This window comes from Peptococcaceae bacterium 1198_IL3148 (assembly GCA_036763105.1).
GTDB lineage: Bacteria > Bacillota > Desulfotomaculia > Desulfotomaculales > Desulfohalotomaculaceae > JBAIYS01.
This window is the reverse complement of the sequence record JBAIYS010000012.1, coordinates 67,940-84,037: the sequence shown is the minus strand read 5'-3', so window position 1 is coordinate 84,037 and position 16,098 is coordinate 67,940. Positions and strand designations below refer to the sequence as shown.

At 41.6% G+C, this 16,098-nt stretch carries 18 protein-coding genes and 1 pseudogene; 2 read left to right on the top strand and 17 right to left on the bottom strand.

Annotation, left to right across the window (positions count from 1 at the left end; genetic code table 11):
• Positions 1–58: 58 nt before the first annotated feature.
• From V6C27_11775 to V6C27_11735, 9 genes are all read right to left on the bottom strand, one after another.
• Positions 59–1,417, bottom strand: coding sequence for a PFL family protein (locus V6C27_11775; protein ID MEG6617093.1), 1,359 nt, complete (start codon positions 1,415–1,417; stop codon positions 59–61).
• A gap of 14 nt (positions 1,418–1,431) precedes the next feature.
• A complete protein-coding gene (locus V6C27_11770) occupies positions 1,432–1,734 on the bottom strand; it encodes an ACT domain-containing protein (protein MEG6617092.1) in 303 nt (100 codons plus the stop codon).
• Positions 1,735–1,816: 82 nt separating this feature from the next.
• Positions 1,817–2,692, bottom strand: a complete 876-nt coding sequence (gene secF, locus V6C27_11765; protein MEG6617091.1) for a protein translocase subunit SecF — start codon at positions 2,690–2,692, stop codon at positions 1,817–1,819.
• A gap of 11 nt (positions 2,693–2,703) precedes the next feature.
• The gene (secD, locus tag V6C27_11760; protein MEG6617090.1) at positions 2,704–3,942 is read right to left on the bottom strand and encodes a protein translocase subunit SecD; all 1,239 of its coding nucleotides are present in this window, start codon (positions 3,940–3,942) and stop codon (positions 2,704–2,706) included.
• A gap of 105 nt (positions 3,943–4,047) precedes the next feature.
• Positions 4,048–4,707 (bottom strand): HD domain-containing protein, encoded by a 660-nt coding sequence (locus V6C27_11755; GenBank protein MEG6617089.1) that lies wholly within the window; start codon positions 4,705–4,707, stop codon positions 4,048–4,050.
• Between the two features lie 195 nt (positions 4,708–4,902).
• On the bottom strand, positions 4,903–5,187 hold the full coding sequence (yajC, locus tag V6C27_11750; protein ID MEG6617088.1) for a preprotein translocase subunit YajC: 285 nt from the start codon (positions 5,185–5,187) through the stop codon (positions 4,903–4,905).
• Positions 5,188–5,269: 82 nt separating this feature from the next.
• Positions 5,270–6,388 carry a tRNA guanosine(34) transglycosylase Tgt gene (tgt, locus tag V6C27_11745; protein MEG6617087.1) on the bottom strand — a complete coding sequence of 373 codons (1,119 nt, stop codon included), beginning with the start codon at positions 6,386–6,388 and terminating at the stop codon, positions 5,270–5,272.
• Positions 6,389–6,398: 10 nt separating this feature from the next.
• Complete coding sequence (gene queA, locus V6C27_11740) at positions 6,399–7,439, bottom strand: tRNA preQ1(34) S-adenosylmethionine ribosyltransferase-isomerase QueA (GenBank protein ID MEG6617086.1); 1,041 nt, start codon at positions 7,437–7,439, stop codon at positions 6,399–6,401.
• 11 nt (positions 7,440–7,450) lie between these two features.
• Positions 7,451–8,848: a SpoIID/LytB domain-containing protein gene (locus tag V6C27_11735; protein ID MEG6617085.1), complete on the bottom strand. Its 1,398-nt coding sequence runs from the start codon at positions 8,846–8,848 to the stop codon at positions 7,451–7,453.
• 177 nt (positions 8,849–9,025) lie between these two features.
• Here V6C27_11735 and V6C27_11730 point away from each other — a divergent pair.
• Positions 9,026–9,160: pseudogene (locus V6C27_11730) on the top strand (glutathione-dependent formaldehyde dehydrogenase).
• Positions 9,161–9,495: 335 nt separating this feature from the next.
• Here V6C27_11730 and V6C27_11725 read toward each other — a convergent pair.
• The 8 genes from V6C27_11725 to nadE all read right to left on the bottom strand — a co-directional run bounded on the left by V6C27_11725 (position 9,496) and on the right by nadE (position 15,088).
• Positions 9,496–9,720: a DUF2905 domain-containing protein gene (locus tag V6C27_11725; GenBank protein ID MEG6617084.1), complete on the bottom strand. Its 225-nt coding sequence runs from the start codon at positions 9,718–9,720 to the stop codon at positions 9,496–9,498.
• Entirely contained in the window at positions 9,721–10,278 is a 558-nt protein-coding gene (locus V6C27_11720; GenBank protein ID MEG6617083.1) for an epoxyqueuosine reductase QueH, read from the bottom strand.
• Between the two features lie 55 nt (positions 10,279–10,333).
• Positions 10,334–11,371, bottom strand: coding sequence for a Holliday junction branch migration DNA helicase RuvB (gene ruvB, locus V6C27_11715; protein MEG6617082.1), 1,038 nt, complete (start codon positions 11,369–11,371; stop codon positions 10,334–10,336).
• 11 nt (positions 11,372–11,382) lie between these two features.
• A complete protein-coding gene (gene ruvA / locus V6C27_11710; GenBank protein ID MEG6617081.1) occupies positions 11,383–11,991 on the bottom strand; it encodes a Holliday junction branch migration protein RuvA in 609 nt (202 codons plus the stop codon).
• Complete coding sequence (gene ruvC / locus V6C27_11705) at positions 11,988–12,479, bottom strand: crossover junction endodeoxyribonuclease RuvC (protein ID MEG6617080.1); 492 nt, start codon at positions 12,477–12,479, stop codon at positions 11,988–11,990. The genes ruvA and ruvC overlap by 4 nt, the downstream gene beginning before the upstream one ends.
• Positions 12,480–12,615: 136 nt before the next feature.
• Entirely contained in the window at positions 12,616–13,251 is a 636-nt protein-coding gene (locus V6C27_11700) for a hypothetical protein (GenBank protein MEG6617079.1), read from the bottom strand.
• A 242-nt stretch (positions 13,252–13,493) separates the two neighbouring features.
• Positions 13,494–14,225, bottom strand: coding sequence for a YebC/PmpR family DNA-binding transcriptional regulator (locus V6C27_11695; GenBank protein ID MEG6617078.1), 732 nt, complete (start codon positions 14,223–14,225; stop codon positions 13,494–13,496).
• 131 nt (positions 14,226–14,356) lie between these two features.
• Positions 14,357–15,088 carry an NAD(+) synthase gene (nadE, locus tag V6C27_11690; protein ID MEG6617077.1) on the bottom strand — a complete coding sequence of 244 codons (732 nt, stop codon included), beginning with the start codon at positions 15,086–15,088 and terminating at the stop codon, positions 14,357–14,359.
• Between the two features lie 500 nt (positions 15,089–15,588).
• Here nadE and nuoE point away from each other — a divergent pair, with 500 nt between their 5' ends.
• Positions 15,589–16,074, top strand: coding sequence for an NADH-quinone oxidoreductase subunit NuoE (nuoE, locus tag V6C27_11685; GenBank protein MEG6617076.1), 486 nt, complete (start codon positions 15,589–15,591; stop codon positions 16,072–16,074).
• The last annotated feature ends 24 nt before the right edge of the window (positions 16,075–16,098 follow it).

Sequence of the window (16,098 nt, the reverse complement as noted above, 5' to 3'; positions counted from 1 at the left end):
GTATATAAAAAAATACGACAACAAGGGTGTCCTTGCTGCCGCAACTTAAAATCTCTAGTTAATTTTTCAAGCTATGTACTGGAGCCGGAATTCTGCCACCCCGTTTGACAAAAGGGGCTGCTGATTGACTTTTTACCGGCATTACCGGTGCTCTGCCCAACAAACCGCCAAACTCTACAAATTCCCCAATCTTTTTGCCGGGGGCAGGGATTATTCTCACTGCAGTGGTTTTGGTGTTAATCATCCCAATGGCCGCTTCATCGGCAATGATGGCAGCTATGGTTTCGGCTGTGGTATCGCCGGGTACCGCAATCATATCTAGACCAACTGAGCAGACACAGGTCATCGCCTCAAGCTTTTCTAAAGTCAATACGCCCTCTTGGGCTGCCCTAATCATGCCGGCATCTTCGCTTACCGGTATGAAGGCTCCAGACAAGCCACCTACATAACTGGAGGCCATTAACCCTCCTTTTTTCACCGCGTCATTCAACAAAGCCAGCGCAGCGGTGGTGCCATGGGTACCGCAACGTTCCAGTCCCATAGCCTCCAGCACCTCGGCCACACTGTCACCCACAGCGGGGGTCGGTGCTAAAGAAAGGTCCACAATGCCAAAGGGCACGTTTAATTTTTTGCCAGCCGCCCGGCCCACCAACTCACCCATACGGGTAATTTTAAATGCCGTTTTCTTTACTATATCTGCCAAGGCACCAAAATCTTGATCCTTTACTTTTTCTACAGCATTCTTCACCACTCCCGGGCCACTGACACCGACATTAATTACACATTCCGGTTCCCCTACGCCGTGAAAAGCGCCGGCCATAAAGGGATTATCCTCTGGGGCATTACAAAACACCACCAGTTTAGCGCAACCAAAGCCATGACGATCGGCGGTGCGTTGGGCTGTGTTTACAATCACCTGACCCATCTGGTAAACTGCGTCCATATTAATACCATCTTTAGTGGTGCCTACATTTACCGATGCACAAACCCGTTCGGTAACTGCCAACGCCTCGGGGATGGAAGCAATCAATTTTTGATCCCCTATGGTAAAGCCCTTATGTACCAACGCCGAGAAACCACCAATAAAGTTCACACCCACTTGTTTAGCTGCCTCATCCATGGTTTTAGCAAACATTACATAATTGTCGGCATTGCTGGATTCTGCCACCATAGACATTGGTGTCACTGCAATGCGCTTGTTTACAATGGGAATACCATATTCCCTTTCAATCTCTTCACCGGTTTCCACTAACTTTTCCGCATAGGTAGTAATCTTATCATATATTTTTTGACAGGATACCTTTGGGTCAGAGTGGGCACAATCCCGTAAACTAATACCCATGGTAATGGTACGAATATCTAAATTCTCTTCCTGCACCATCCGAATGGTTTCCAAAATTTCATTCATCGTCAACATCTTGATTTATCCCCCTATATTCTGTGCATATAAAGAAAAACATCTTCATGTTGGGCATCAATGCGCACACCCAGTTCTTCTCCTTTAGCTGCAAGCCGTTCCTTTAAAGTGATCATGTCCCAGTTAGTCTTAGCCATATCTCCCACTAAAATCATGGCAAAAAAACCTTGCATTATAGTTTGACTAATATCAAGAATGTTCACATTGGCCTCTTTCATTACATTTGATACTTCGGCTATAATACCCACCCGATCTTTGCCGATTACAGAGATTATCACCCGATTTCCCTTTTCTTCATCAATTTTGATCTGATTCATAATATATAACCCCCCATAGTAATCTGATATGTGCAAATACGCGGGGTGCTACCCCGCGTATTTGTGTATATTGTATTATTTTTTAAGCTGCTTTGACAGCCTTTTTACCTTTTCTTCTAGAATCAAGTATATCATACCATATCGAACTGGCGATAAAGATTGAGGAATAAAGGCCACTGGTTACACCTATAATTAAAGCCAACACAAAGGTACTGATGGTGGAACCGCCAAACAGGTAAAGAGCCACTAACACAAACAACACCGTTAGGGTTGTGTTTATTGACCGAGCCATAGTTTGCCATAGACTGGTATCAATTAGCTCCTCCAATTTCATACCTTTTTTCATATGCAAATTTTCTCGAATGCGGTCAAAGATAACAATGGTAGCATTAATAGAATAACCAATAATAGTTAAAATAACTGCCACCAGAGAACTATCCACTTCTAACTGGGTAATTGATAAAATACCCACCGTAACCAATACGTCGTGCAACAACGGAACTACTGCAGCAACTCCTTGTTTAAATTCAAACCGCCAAGTAATATAAATGATCATCAAGACCGCTGCGATGGCTAAAGAAACAATTGCTTTTTGGGTCAGTTCTTTACCAACCGTTGGTCCCACGCGATCATTACGCAGTAATTCGTAGCTGCCCAACTCATCATTTAACGCTCTTAAAAATTTAGTGTTTTGTTCTTCAGTGGTCACTTCGGTACGAATCAAAAATACATTGCCACTACTTTCCTGAATATAATTACTGGTTAAACCCTCATTTTCTACCACTTTTCGCACCTGTGCGGTGGAAATATTCTGATCAAACTTTATTTCAACAATGTTACCACCGGTAAAGTCAATACCCAAATTTAAGCCCTGGGTAAATAACGAAATCAAACCTGGGATAATTATCAGGGCAGAGATGAGGTACCAAATTTTTCTTCTTTTAATTATTTCAAACATTAGTTTCCCTCCTATGCCCCATAGTACTTGGTATTTTTAACCCAACCGGTCTCAGCAGTTAACTTTAATAACGAACGAGTTAGTGTAATGGCAGTAAACATACTAACCAAAATACCAATGGACAACGTCAAGGCAAAACCTTTCACCATACTGGCACCAAAATAGTAAAGTACGCCAGCAGCTAATAATGTGGTTACGTTAGCATCCACCACCGCTATATAGGCCCGTTTAAAGCCGGAGTCAATGGCAGTGCGCAAACTTTTGCCGTTTCTTAATTCTTCTTTAACGCGTTCAAAAATCAATACGTTGGCATCCACTGCTACACCTACTGACAGGATAAAACCTGCAATACCGGGCAGTGTTAACACCACATCCAAAGCGATATACAATGCTAAGACGATGATTGTATAAACTAACAAAGCTATATTAGCAATAATTCCAGGCACTCGGTAATACAAAATCATAAAGGCAACAACCATAGTAAAACCGATGATCCCTGCCACCACAGACTTGTCCAATGAGTCCTGACCCAAAGTGGGTCCCACCGTTCTTTTTTCCATCACTTCTACCTTTAATGGCAGCGCACCGGAGCGTAGCAATACTGCAATTTCATGAGCTTCTTCAAAACTGTTGTATCCAGTAATTACTGCCTTACCATCTAAAATTGGCTGGTTAACCACTGGGTTTTGCAACATATTGCCATCCAGCACAATGCCAATTTGTTGACGCACAAATTTGGTGGTGGCGTCGGCAAATTTTTCAGTACCTGCTTCGGTAAATGCCAAACTAACTTGCACTTCATTGGTTTGGGGATCCCTAACCTCTACTGCATCCTTTAGGTCAGCCCCGGTTAAGATTACTTCTCCATCGGGGCCAATAAATTCTAAGTAGGCTGTTTTAACAATGGATTCAACCGCTGCATCGGGATCATCAATGCCAGCCAATTCCACCACAATCCTGCGGTCACCCTCTTGTTGTACTATCGGCTCAGAAACGCCAAAGGCATTGACGCGTCGATCAATAGTTGCCTTTAGTTGTGCCATTTTTTCTTGGTCTACTTTAATATCTTCTGTATCTTTAGCTTCTAAAACCACATGCACTCCGCCCTGCAAATCCAAGCCAAGGTTGATGTCTTTATATAATGGCAACCATGACACTTTTTCTTCAAAAATCGGTGCAAATGCCAGCACTGCAATGACTGCCACTACTGTTAGTACGCAAACCAGCTTTGTTACACTACCCCGCCTCATTTTTATATTTCCCCCTTTTGTGACACATAAACAAAGGTTATTATATACCTTTTTCAATTGTTATGTAAAGAGAAAGGGCGTTAAGATAAATTAACAATTTGCTTTTTATAACAGCTTGGCACCATTTATTACCAATTCAAAGTTGCAGCCTAGGTGGTTGGCCGCCCGTCGACATAGCATCATCCGTTGTAAAAAAATTTCAAAATACTCCATTACTGGACAAATAGAAATGTCAATTGATAATTCCATGGTAATGGTTCGATTCTGTTCATCCACATAAACAAAGGCATGCTCGGCAGCATAATTTACCCGATCATGGATGTCAAAGGTGGCAAAATCACTATTGCGCACCCGGGAACGATGCACATCGGATTTATCTGCCAGGATTAAAGCCGCTGATATATGATTAACTGGATGGCCGTATTGTTCTTCGTGATTTGCTATGGCCGACACCACTGTGGCCGTCTCGTCTGGGTCCATACCCATTTGTAACAGGATGGGGAAAGCAATATGGGCACCTGATATACCATGGTCGTTTCTGCTAACCACATTACCAATGTCGTGCAGATAGCCAGCAATGGCAGCCAATTCTGCATCTCGTTTGGGGTAACCCAATTTATCTATGATATTTTCCGCAATGCAGGATACTAGGTTGATGTGGCGATAACTGTGTTCGGTAAAGCCCATCGCCCCTAAAAATTCATTGCCTTTTCTAATACATGAATCAATGATTGGATTTTTTTTGATGTCCTCTAACGTAATCACTTCTTCAGCCTCCGTCAAATGTACCTGTTACATCTTAACAAACTAATGTAAAGTTTTTGCAAAGGGTACTTTAATTATGAATTCCGAATTATGAATTTTAAATGGTTAGTTTTACAAGTTACATTCTTAATTCACAATTTCTAATTCGTAATTGGTCTATTGGGGTGAAAAAAAGAGTAGACTTGGCGTCTACTCTTAATCTTCCTTCGGCTCATTTGCTTTTTTGCGAACTTGACCAACAGCATTTTTTAAGAATTCAACCCTAACATTGTCTGCTAATCTTAAAACAACAGTATCTTCTTTGATTTTTACCACTGTGCCCAAAATGCCGCCAACAGTAGTAATCTCATCATTTACTTGTAATTCGCCTAGCATTTTTTGATGTTGTTTCTGACGTTTTTGCTGTGGGCGGATAAATAAGAAATATAGCAAAGCAAATAACGCCACTATGTACAGTATTGATACCACTTGTGGATCCATAATATCTTCCCCCCCCTTTCAAATTATGCAACAGATAGCAGTTTCTGCCTCTGGCATAATAATTCCTGCCAATTTGGAAATTTTATTGCATTTTATATTTGTCAAAGAACTCATTTCTAAACTCTGGCAAACGATCATTTCTAATGGCATCCCTTATCTTTTCCATTAACTTATGAATAAAATACAAGTTGTGCCAAGTTGTTAAACGAATTCCCACGACTTCATTAGCTTTCAGCAAATGTCTGATATAAGCTCTGGTATAATTCTTACACACATAACATTCACAATCTTCATCAATGGGTGTAAAATCCCTGGCATACTGGGCATTGCGCACGTTTAGTTTACCGTATTGGGTAAATACCGTTCCGGTACGGGCGGTTCTGGTGGGCAATACACAGTCAAACATGTCCACCCCGCGCATAACTCCCTCCACTAAGCAATCGGGAGATCCAACCCCCATCAAGTAACGCGGTTTATCTACCGGAATTAATGGAATGGTGTGTTCCAACATTTCATACATCAGTGGCTTCGGTTCCCCCACCGACAGTCCACCAATGCCGTAACCGGGAAAATCCATTTCCACCAGTTCTTTAACGCTTTGCTCCCTTAAATCTTTAAAAACAGAGCCCTGAATAATGCCAAATAAGGCTTGATCCTCTCGATGATGGGCCGCTTTGCATCGTTTAGCCCAACGGGTGGTTAAAGCCAGAGATTTTTTTGCGTAGCTGTGGTCACAGGGGTAAGGGGCACATTCATCAAAGGCCATGGCAATATCGGACCCCAGTGCCATTTCAATCTCCATCACCTTTTCTGGTGTAAACAGATGCTTGGAGCCATCATGATGGGAGCGAAATTCAACTCCCTCTTCGGTGATTTTTCTTAAGTCTCCCAAACTAAAAACTTGAAAGCCACCACTGTCGGTAAGAATAGGCCCATGCCAATTCATAAAGTTATGTAATCCGCCAGCCTCCTTTATCAAATCGTGCCCAGGTCTTAAATAAAGGTGATAGGTGTTGCTTAATATCAGCCGGCCTCCTACCTCTCGCACCTCTTCTGGTAACATTGTCTTCACCGAGGCCTGGGTACCCACCGGCATAAAAATCGGAGTTTCCACCTCACCATGTGGTGTGGACAATCGCCCCAGTCTGGCCCTTGTACGAGTATCTTGCTTGTCAATTGCAATAGTAACTGCTGGTTTCATAGTTCCTCCATTATATAATTAGCATGGCATCGCCAAAACTAAAAAATCTGTATTTCTGTTCCACTGCCACTTTATATGTGGCCAAAATCTTTTCTCTTCCCGCCAACGCGGAGATCAGCATCATTAATGTTGATTTAGGTAAATGAAAGTTGGTTACCATGGCATCTACACATTTAAAGACATATCCGGGATAAATAAAGATATCGGTATAACCGCTGCCGGCATGCACCATGCCCCTTTCATCAGCAGTGGTTTCCAGCGTGCGTACACTGGTTGTACCCACCGCAATTACCCGTCCGCCCCGCCGCTTGGTCTGATTGATGGTATCAGCTGCTTGTGGGCTAATTTCATAGTACTCTGAATGCATGGCATGCTCTCTGATATCATCTACATTAACCGGTCGGAAAGTACCCAATCCCACATGTAGCAGTATTTTTGCTATGTTAATGCCCTTGTCCTTTAATTGTTGTAAAAGCTCCGGTGTAAAATGCAACCCCGCTGTGGGGGCGGCAGCAGAGCCTTCAACCTGTGCATAAACCGTTTGGTAACGCTGCTTATCTTGTAATTCTTTTTTTATATAGGGAGGCAATGGCATCGCCCCAATGCGGTCCAGAATTTCCAAGAAACTCCCTTGGTACTTAAATTGTAATATTCGACCACCGACATCGGTTTTTTCTAATATGTCAGCCGCCATTAGCTGTTGTTGCTGATCATTATAAAAGAGTATTTTATCACCAACCTGAGCCCGTTTGCCGGGTTTCACCAACACTTCCCAACGATCGGCTGACAATTGTTTTAATAACAAAACTTCTATTTTAGCACCTGTATTTTGGCGTATGCCAAAAATGCGTGCTGGTAACACCTTGGTTTCGTTGAGTACCAGAGTATCATTGGGTTTTAAGTATTTAATTATATCCTTAAAGTGCCGATGTTCAATTAAATCTGTGTCTTTGTACATCACCAATAACCGAGATTGATCACGTTTATCTATTGGCTCCTGAGCGATTAATTCTTCTGGTAAATAATAGTCATAATCTGTTAGTTTATACATGCTATCCTCTTCTACATTCCGTAATTTGATTCTAACTTCACACCTGTGTAATAGTATTGCAAAATATCTTGGCAATTATAACCTTCTATGGCCATGCCCCGGGCACCATATTGGCTCATACCAATACCATGACCGTTGCCGTTGCCTTTAATTGTCAACGAAATTAAATTGTCTTCCTCATCAAAAACCTTTTCCATGGTGAACAGACTGCTCTTTAGTCCTAACAAAAAGCGTACTTGATCAGCATTACTTATTATAGTTTCTTTATATTCACCAGCCACGTCTAAACCCTTGATAAACAATTTTTTAACCCGAGAGCCAGTCTGGTCTCGCTCCACTTCCATATCCAGCACTTGGCTGTAAAAAATATTTTGGGCAGTGAGTAATGCGACCAATTGCGGGGCGCTTAAATTAACTGACCAATTATAATGTTGATTATTTATATCATAGGGATCTTTCTTTGCTTTAAGGTAGGGAACATCTTCATGCCAAATGTCACCACAATTCCCAGTATAGCCCCCGCTACTGGAATGAAAAGTCGCCAATATTAATTGTCCCCGATAGGTCAATACTTGTCCTCGGGTTTCGTCCACCGCCTTGATGGTGGTGGATGTTTCTTGGTCATAACCAAGATATACTTGGCTTTGTTGGTTAGCTGGTATGTCAAACCCCTGGGCCAAATATTGGCCATTGGAATATAGCGCATATGTACGAGCCACAACCGCTTGAGCTTTCAAAGCTTCAGTGGGCCAATCAGCATACATTTCACTGGACACCACGCTATACAAATATTCTTCCAGCGGAAGGTAATTGATCACCGTGATCCCTTTGCTATCCAATCTAAAGTCAAAATTACCCCGGTATCTCTTGCTGCCCCCTTGATTGTGCAACGTTACCAACGGTAATTTATCGTCTACCTTTAGGTTGCTAACTCCTTCGCTGGTTAAAACACTATAATTGGCAATATCCTTTGATAACATGGTGGTGGCGCCGCTGCTGTCTATGGCCGACAGTCCTAAACCACTGGCCTTTTTGGCTAATGCTCCGTTACCGCTTAGAATACTAACTTCCCGATTGACCTGCTCCAACACAATTGAGCCGGTAAAGGTTGCTATTTGTTCACCATCACAGGTTACTCCAATCAGCGGTGAACCTAAGTGGTGCTCAATTCTTTGCAAAGTATAAATTTTTCCCGGCTCAGCCATGGTAATCAGCTCACCATTATTACCCCTTAATATGGTATATGCACCCTGAACAGAAAATTTGATTTCGGTAATTTCCCGTTGCAGTCCAATGCGAATATTGGTGGGTATCACTGAAACGCTGGCCTCGGCAGCTTTAATAAAATCGCCACCATATCCCGTTGCTAAAGTAAGGACCAACAATATATATACTATATTTTTTCTCATATGTCACATTATTTCCTCCACATTACCAAAAATGGCAGATGTTTTTCAGAGGTAATATTCGACAGATAACGTCCTCCTCCCTGCTGGCTATTTAAATATAAATTTTTTGCTTTTTCCACAGCGTTGCCAACTTAAATAATCTTGCCACATATTATTGGCCACGGGCCAATGGGGATTGAAAACCATTTGAAAAGCCAATGCAACAACTCCAACCCTTATGGAGAAATGGGCGGTTTTTTTGGCTATGCAGAAACCACAGGAGGCTATGCCGGTGGGCAGGCAGAATCTTTGCGCGTACCCTTTGCCAATGTACCAAAACTGATAATTGCATAAAAGTAGTGCTAAAGCTCCACTAGCAAAATTTAGAATAAATAAGACCTTCAATTCGTTCCAAATAACGGTGCGTCAATTATGACTTAGGAATGTTGAATTTACCTTCATGAACATAGTTCACAAATTAGGATTGAAATTAACAATAAAAACCAAACGTTTAAACTGTAGGGGCTCAATTTATTGAGCCCACAAACAACGTTTGGTTCCAAGGCAAACGGTTTTACTATGCGCAAATGCTACATTTTAGCGGGCTTGATGAATCAAGCCCTACAATAAGCGCTTGCATGATAACAATTAATGGGTTTTCGTAAAAATCATCTTCTTAAAAAAATATTTATAATCAATGTCAGTACTACACTAATTAAAATCATGCTTACTACCGGAAAGAAAAAGGTAAAGTTACCCCTTTGAATAAAAATATCCCCTGGCAACTTTCCTATGCCAGGAATCTTTCCAGCCACTAACATTAAGCCGCCCACCACAATTAACAAAACACCCAGCAGCAGCACCATTTTACCCATGGACTGTATCGGATCCATTTATTTCGCTCCTTTCTGTTTCATAAAGCGCGGAAAATAACGATCCTTTTCACTATAAATGCAACCACAGTATTGTTGGGTATAGTGTCCCGTTTCTTTAGCCTTTTTATAGGCATCCTTATAACCGGGGCGAAAATCTACATAATAAAAGGGCACACCGTATTTTTCACCCACCGCTTCACCAATTTCCTTCAATATGTCATGCTTTTGAAAGGGACTGACTAGCAGTGTGGTGGTAAAGGCATCAAATTTACCTTTGCGAGCAATTTGTGCTGCCCTACTCAACCTCATGTTATAGCAATAACGACAGCGGTTAGCTTCTCGATGCACTACGTTTTGCAAAAAGCCCTCTAAATCATAATCGTCTTCAATAATAGTTTTAATGCCTTCTCTTTCGGTAAACTGTTCAAAGTTCTCTTTTCTTTTCTGCCACTCTGTAAAGGGATGAATGTTAGGATTATAAAAATGGGCCACAATGTCTAAATTCTCATTTTGTAAATGTTCCAGTGGGTAAATGGAACATGGCCCACAACAAGTATGCAGTAGTATTTTGGCCAACTTTGTCACCTGTTTCTTTTATTATATTTTAATATTACCCAAAGGGTGGTAACAATTACTCTTCAAAAATTTTCACTTGTTCTGACTGTTGCGACATTGCGATGCCCAAATGTTTATAGGCCAACGGAGTGGCCACTCGCCCCCGGGGTGTCCTTGACAGCATGCCCAATTGGAGCAAATAAGGTTCGATCACGTCCTCCACTGTGCCCGCCTCTTCACTGGTGGATGCCGCCAACGTGTCTAACCCAACAGGACCACCGGCAAAATTAGTGATAATAGTCTTTAGTATCCGTAAATCAGTCTTATCTAAACCCAAGGCATCCACTTCAAGAAATTTCAAAGCGGCATCGGCCACAGCAGCGGTGATTAATCCGTCGGCCTTTACCTGAGCATAATCCCGCACTCGCTTTAATAGTCGATTAGCTATTCTCGGGGTTCCCCGGGAACGGCGAGCAATTTCCTCTGCTCCGCTGGGATCTAATTGGATATTCAGAATACTGGCAGATCGACGCAATATCTCGGCCAACTCCTCGGTGCGATAATACTCCAGCCTACTGATTACTCCAAAACGATCTCTCAGCGGCGCCGATAGCAATCCTGCCCTAGTGGTGGCTCCCACCAAAGTAAAGGTCGGCAAATCTAAACGGATAGAACGGGCACTGGGGCCTTTTCCAATAATAATATCTAAAGCAAAGTCCTCCATGGCGGGATAAAGTACCTCTTCCACCGAACGACTCAAGCGATGAATTTCGTCAATGAACAGAACATCACCGGCATTAAGGTTAGTAAGGATGGCCGCCAAGTCACCGGGACGTTCAATTGCTGGCCCACTGGTGGTGCGAATAGCAACCCCCATTTCATTGGCAATAATCGTTGCCAATGTTGTCTTGCCCAAGCCCGGTGGACCGAATAGTAGCACATGATCTAATGTTTCGCCGCGCCCTTTGGCTGCCTTCATAAATATATCTATGGTTTCCTTTACTTTTTGCTGACCAATATATTCTGCCAACACCTTGGGTCTGATTCCGTATTCTACTTCCTGATCTTCAGTCCTCTCAGCCGCAGAAACAATTCGCTCATCTCTTTCTATCATATGCATCACCATTATTCTTTCATCAAATATTTTAAGGCCTGTTTAATTAATTCCGACGCATCTTTAATTACTGTATTTTCATTGTTCAGTGCTTTGCCGACGGCATCAGAGGCTTCAGATTGTGTATATCCTAAAGCAACTAAAGCAAATTCCGCATCTCTGATTATTCCGCCATCGTTGGCTATCGCCGCACCACCTTGTTTGGAACCGGTTATCACTTTGCCAATCTTATCCTTCAGTTCCAAAATCAACCGCTGAGCGGTTTTCTTACCTACACCCGGCACTCGGGTCAGCGCAGTGACATCTTCGTTGCCAATAAATCCTCGAATACTGTCCGGTGGATAAACAGAAAGTACTGACAGAGCACCCTTAGGACCCATGCCAGATACATTTAACAATAACAAAAATACTGCCAATTCATCCTCGCTTTGAAACCCATAAAGTTGCATATCATCTTCACGTACCACCATATGGGTGAAGACAAAAACCTCCTGACCGATACTGGGCATAGATGCCAATGTGGAGTGGGGAACCATTAATTTGTAGCCAACTCCATGCACATCCACCACAATTTGTCCCGGAGATTCTGCAGCCAATATTCCTCTTAAAAATGCAATCACAGCGATACCCTCCCAGCACTATGGATAAAATGACCGTGGCATATGGCCACCGCTATCGCATCTGCAACATCATCCGGTTTAGGCGCTGATGCTAAATTAAGCATGGTTTTAATCATAAATTGCACCTGCTGTTTATCGGCCCGGCCATATCCCACCACAGCCTGTTTTACCTGTAGCGGCGTATATTCAAACACATCTAAACCAGCGTTTGCCCCAGCCAAAAGCGCTACCCCACGGGCATGCCCAACGGCTAGGGCAGTTTTTACATTTTTATTAAAAAACAGCTCTTCCACCGCATATTGATCCGGTCGATGCCTTTGAATTAATTCAGTTAAATCGCTGTAAATTGTATATAAACGCTTATACAACGGTATACCGGCTTCGGTATAAACAGCACCACATTCAATTAATTTAAAGCTGTTACCATTATAGCTGACAACGCCATATCCAGTGATGGCCGTTCCCGGGTCTATACCCATAATTATCATTGATTACATTCCTCCGTCAACTAACTAGAACAATTGTTCCATCAAATTATAACATAAGACCTCTAATTTTGAATTATGAATTATGAATTTGTATTGCCTTGTACAGTACAGTTATTATTCTACATTGGTAATTGCTTTAGTCTAGTTCATCCAAATTCTCCAACACCGCATTTAATTGTTTCTCTGAAACGAACTCTAATTCCTGTTGTAATTCAGCCTTGGTCTTTTCATCCTGCTTATAAAAGGTACTGGCTTGTTGTAGTTTCAATTGTAGTGTTGGTGGCAAATTCTTAATTTCCTTACCTGGTACCACTTCTAATAATCGCTTGTCTATACCTAGCGGTCCTTGAAACACCGCCATGTGATCTTGATAAATGCTTAAATGTCGATAACTTTTGTGGGTTGGGCACAATTCATTTACCTGCCTAGCCAATACCAATTCCTTGGGTGATAAAAATTGTACTTGCCACCCATCGCTGGCATCAAATACTTGTTGTAACTCCATCTGGCTCATGCCCATTAACCCTTTGACATCTGATTCGACATCGGTTTCTACGTCACCACATAAATATATGCTTTGTTTTTGTACTAACGTTTCTGGTGTCACCACCATCTCTCCGGCAGTGATTTCCTCCGTTGCCCAGGAATCGTTCATTGCCATTAGTTTGTGCACTGGATTGAACATGCCAGTTGTAACCATATAGGCAACACTTATGGTAAAGCCCACAAAAAATGCGCTCACCACTGCCAAAACCACTTTATGCCTACCCACGGCTAAAGATCCTCCTTTTTTCCTATTAGTTGAATATTATTGCCAAATCACATTATTCCAATACATGGGAAAGTAACACATATCAAGATATTACATATAGTGAAATTAGTAAAATATATTGCTAACTAAGAGGTAGCCAGATGCTAAAATTTATTTTAAAATTCCCTCCATTAACAATTCTCCTTTGGCAATTCAGACGAGTAAAAGCAAAAGCCCGGAACTAAAAGTTCGGGCTTTTGCTTTTATTCGTCCATATCAAAATTTGTATAAACATCGTCAATGTCATCATGTTCTTCCAATAAGTCAATCAACTTAATCATTTTTTCCGCCTCTGCACCTTCAAGCTTAACAGTGGTCTGGGGAATCATGGCAATTTCTGCCTCTTCTAAGGTAATACCTTGGTCTTCAATAGCTTTAATTACATCGGCAAAGCTTTCGGGAGCGGTATAAACTTCAAAAGCCTCTTCCTCTTCCTTGATGTCTTCTGCTCCGGCTTCTAAAGCAATCATCATCAGTTCTTCTTCATCAATATTGTTGCTTTCCTTTTCAATGACCAATAAACCTTTGCGGTCAAACATCCAAGAAACGCAACCACTTTCGCCGAGATTGCCACCGTTTTTAGAAAAAATATGTCGCACCTCACCAGCAGTGCGGTTGCGGTTGTCAGTCATGATATTCATTAGCACCGCCACACCACCGGGACCGTAACCTTCATATACCAACTCTTCCATATTACTGCCACTAAGTTGCCCAGTACCCTTCATTATTGCCCGTTGGATGCTATCCTTTGGCAAATTAGCTTCTTTAGCCTTTTCTATGGCTGTTTTAAGTCTCATGTTGCCTGCTGGGTCACCGCCACCCAATCTAGCAGCAAGAATAATCTCTTTACTTAATCTAGTGAAAACTTTTCCTCTTTGGGCATCCACCTTAGCTTTTTTGCGCTTAATGGTTGCCCACTTTGAATGTCCAGCCATCTATTACATCCTCCCAGTTTTGTGAAAGTTGGTTCTTCCTTATTTTATAAAATATTTAATCTGGCTTTAACAAGCAAATGGGTTCAGGCAAAGAGTGCCTGTCCCCATTTAATTAGTAAAAATAATATGATTTAAAAGTCCGGAGGTGTTGGGGGCATATGTCTTTTATGCTCGCTTTTGCGATTTAATCTTTCAATAACTTTTTTCACCTCTGGTTTAGCTTCACCGGTTTCAATATAATGATCTAAATCCTTGTAGGTAATACCCATTTCGTCTTCGTCATCATGTCCATGCCATAATCCAGCCGAAGGTCGCTTATCAATAATCGGTTGTGGCACCCCTAAATATTTTGCCATTTCAAATACTTTAGCTTTAGATAAATTAGCCAATGGCAATATGTCGCAACCACCATCACCGTACTTAGTGTAGAAGCCCACAGTAATCTCTGCTTTGTTTCCAGTGCCCACAACCAGTCCTTTGTGCTTGGCAGCATAGAAATACAATGTAGTCATCCGTAAGCGTGGCTTAATATTAGCAAATGTCAGATTTGTTATATTGTCTTCATATCGTTCATCAGTCAATTTTAACAACATAGTATCAAAAACGTCATCTAAGGCCACCACTTTTGTTGGTATATTAAAGGCATCAGCTACCATTTGACCATATTTTGCATCATCCGGATTACTGTGACACGGCATAATATATCCATAAGTATCATTGGGCTTTGCCCTTGAGCACAACGCTGCCACAACTGCGGAATCAATACCGCCACTTAGTCCCACAATAAAGCTCTCAGTACCAGTTTCTTTCAGCATGTTGTCTAACCATGCTGTTAGTTTGTCCGCTAGCTCCTTTATCAACAAGACAAACCCCTCCACCATTATAGTCGATTTTACACACAATATCTTATCACAAGATAATATGCCAAGCAAATAAAATTGAATTTTGTATGTGACTTTGTAACAAGTACTAATTCATAGCAGTCTCTGCTTTATTTTACTCCAACGGAAAATTACACTAAAAAAAGGGCTTGCTTAAACACAAAACAAGCTGTACAATAATATACAAGTGAATATTTTGAAAATTCATATTAGGTGTAACGTTTTGACAACTTGAGATTGTTTTCACATAATGTGCTTTTGTTCATATTAGGTATTATTTTAACTAACGAGAATAAATTTTTAATAACTTGTGAATTTGTGCGTACATCAAACCCAACCTAGCAAAATGGAGTGGGTTGTTATAAAAACCTTATTAAAGGTGGTGATGTATTAAAATTAGTCAATCAACCGATCACAATCTTAGCGCACATTAATGTTATTAAATTTCTCTTAGAGGAAGCACGAAAGGAGGATCCAACTCAATGGGAGCAGGATGTAACTGCAATTGCCAACCAGAGGTTGACAAAAAAATTGAGTCACTAATTTCTCAACATCGCGGCAACCCTAACGATCTAATTGTTGTTATGGCAGGTATCCAAGAGGCATTGGGTTATCTACCTAAAGATTTGATGATCAAAGTTGCCGAAGAATTGTGTGTTCCATTGACCGACGTTTATGGCGTAGCAACTTTTTATGCTGCTTTCTCACTAAGACCAAGGGGACGGCACAGCATCAATTTATGCCTTGGTACCGCCTGTTACGTTAAAGGAGCACCAGAAATACAAGCTGAGTTGGAAAAACAATTAAAGATTAAACCCGGTGATACTACCGAAGATCGTCGTTTCAGTTTTGATGTGGTACGCTGTCTGGGTGCTTGTGGTATTGCACCAGTTATGACTATTGATGGCGAAGTTCATCCTCGGATGACTCCAGACAAAGTCGCCGAAGTTTTAGCGAAATATGAATAAAATACCTCAAGGGGAGGTGACGAA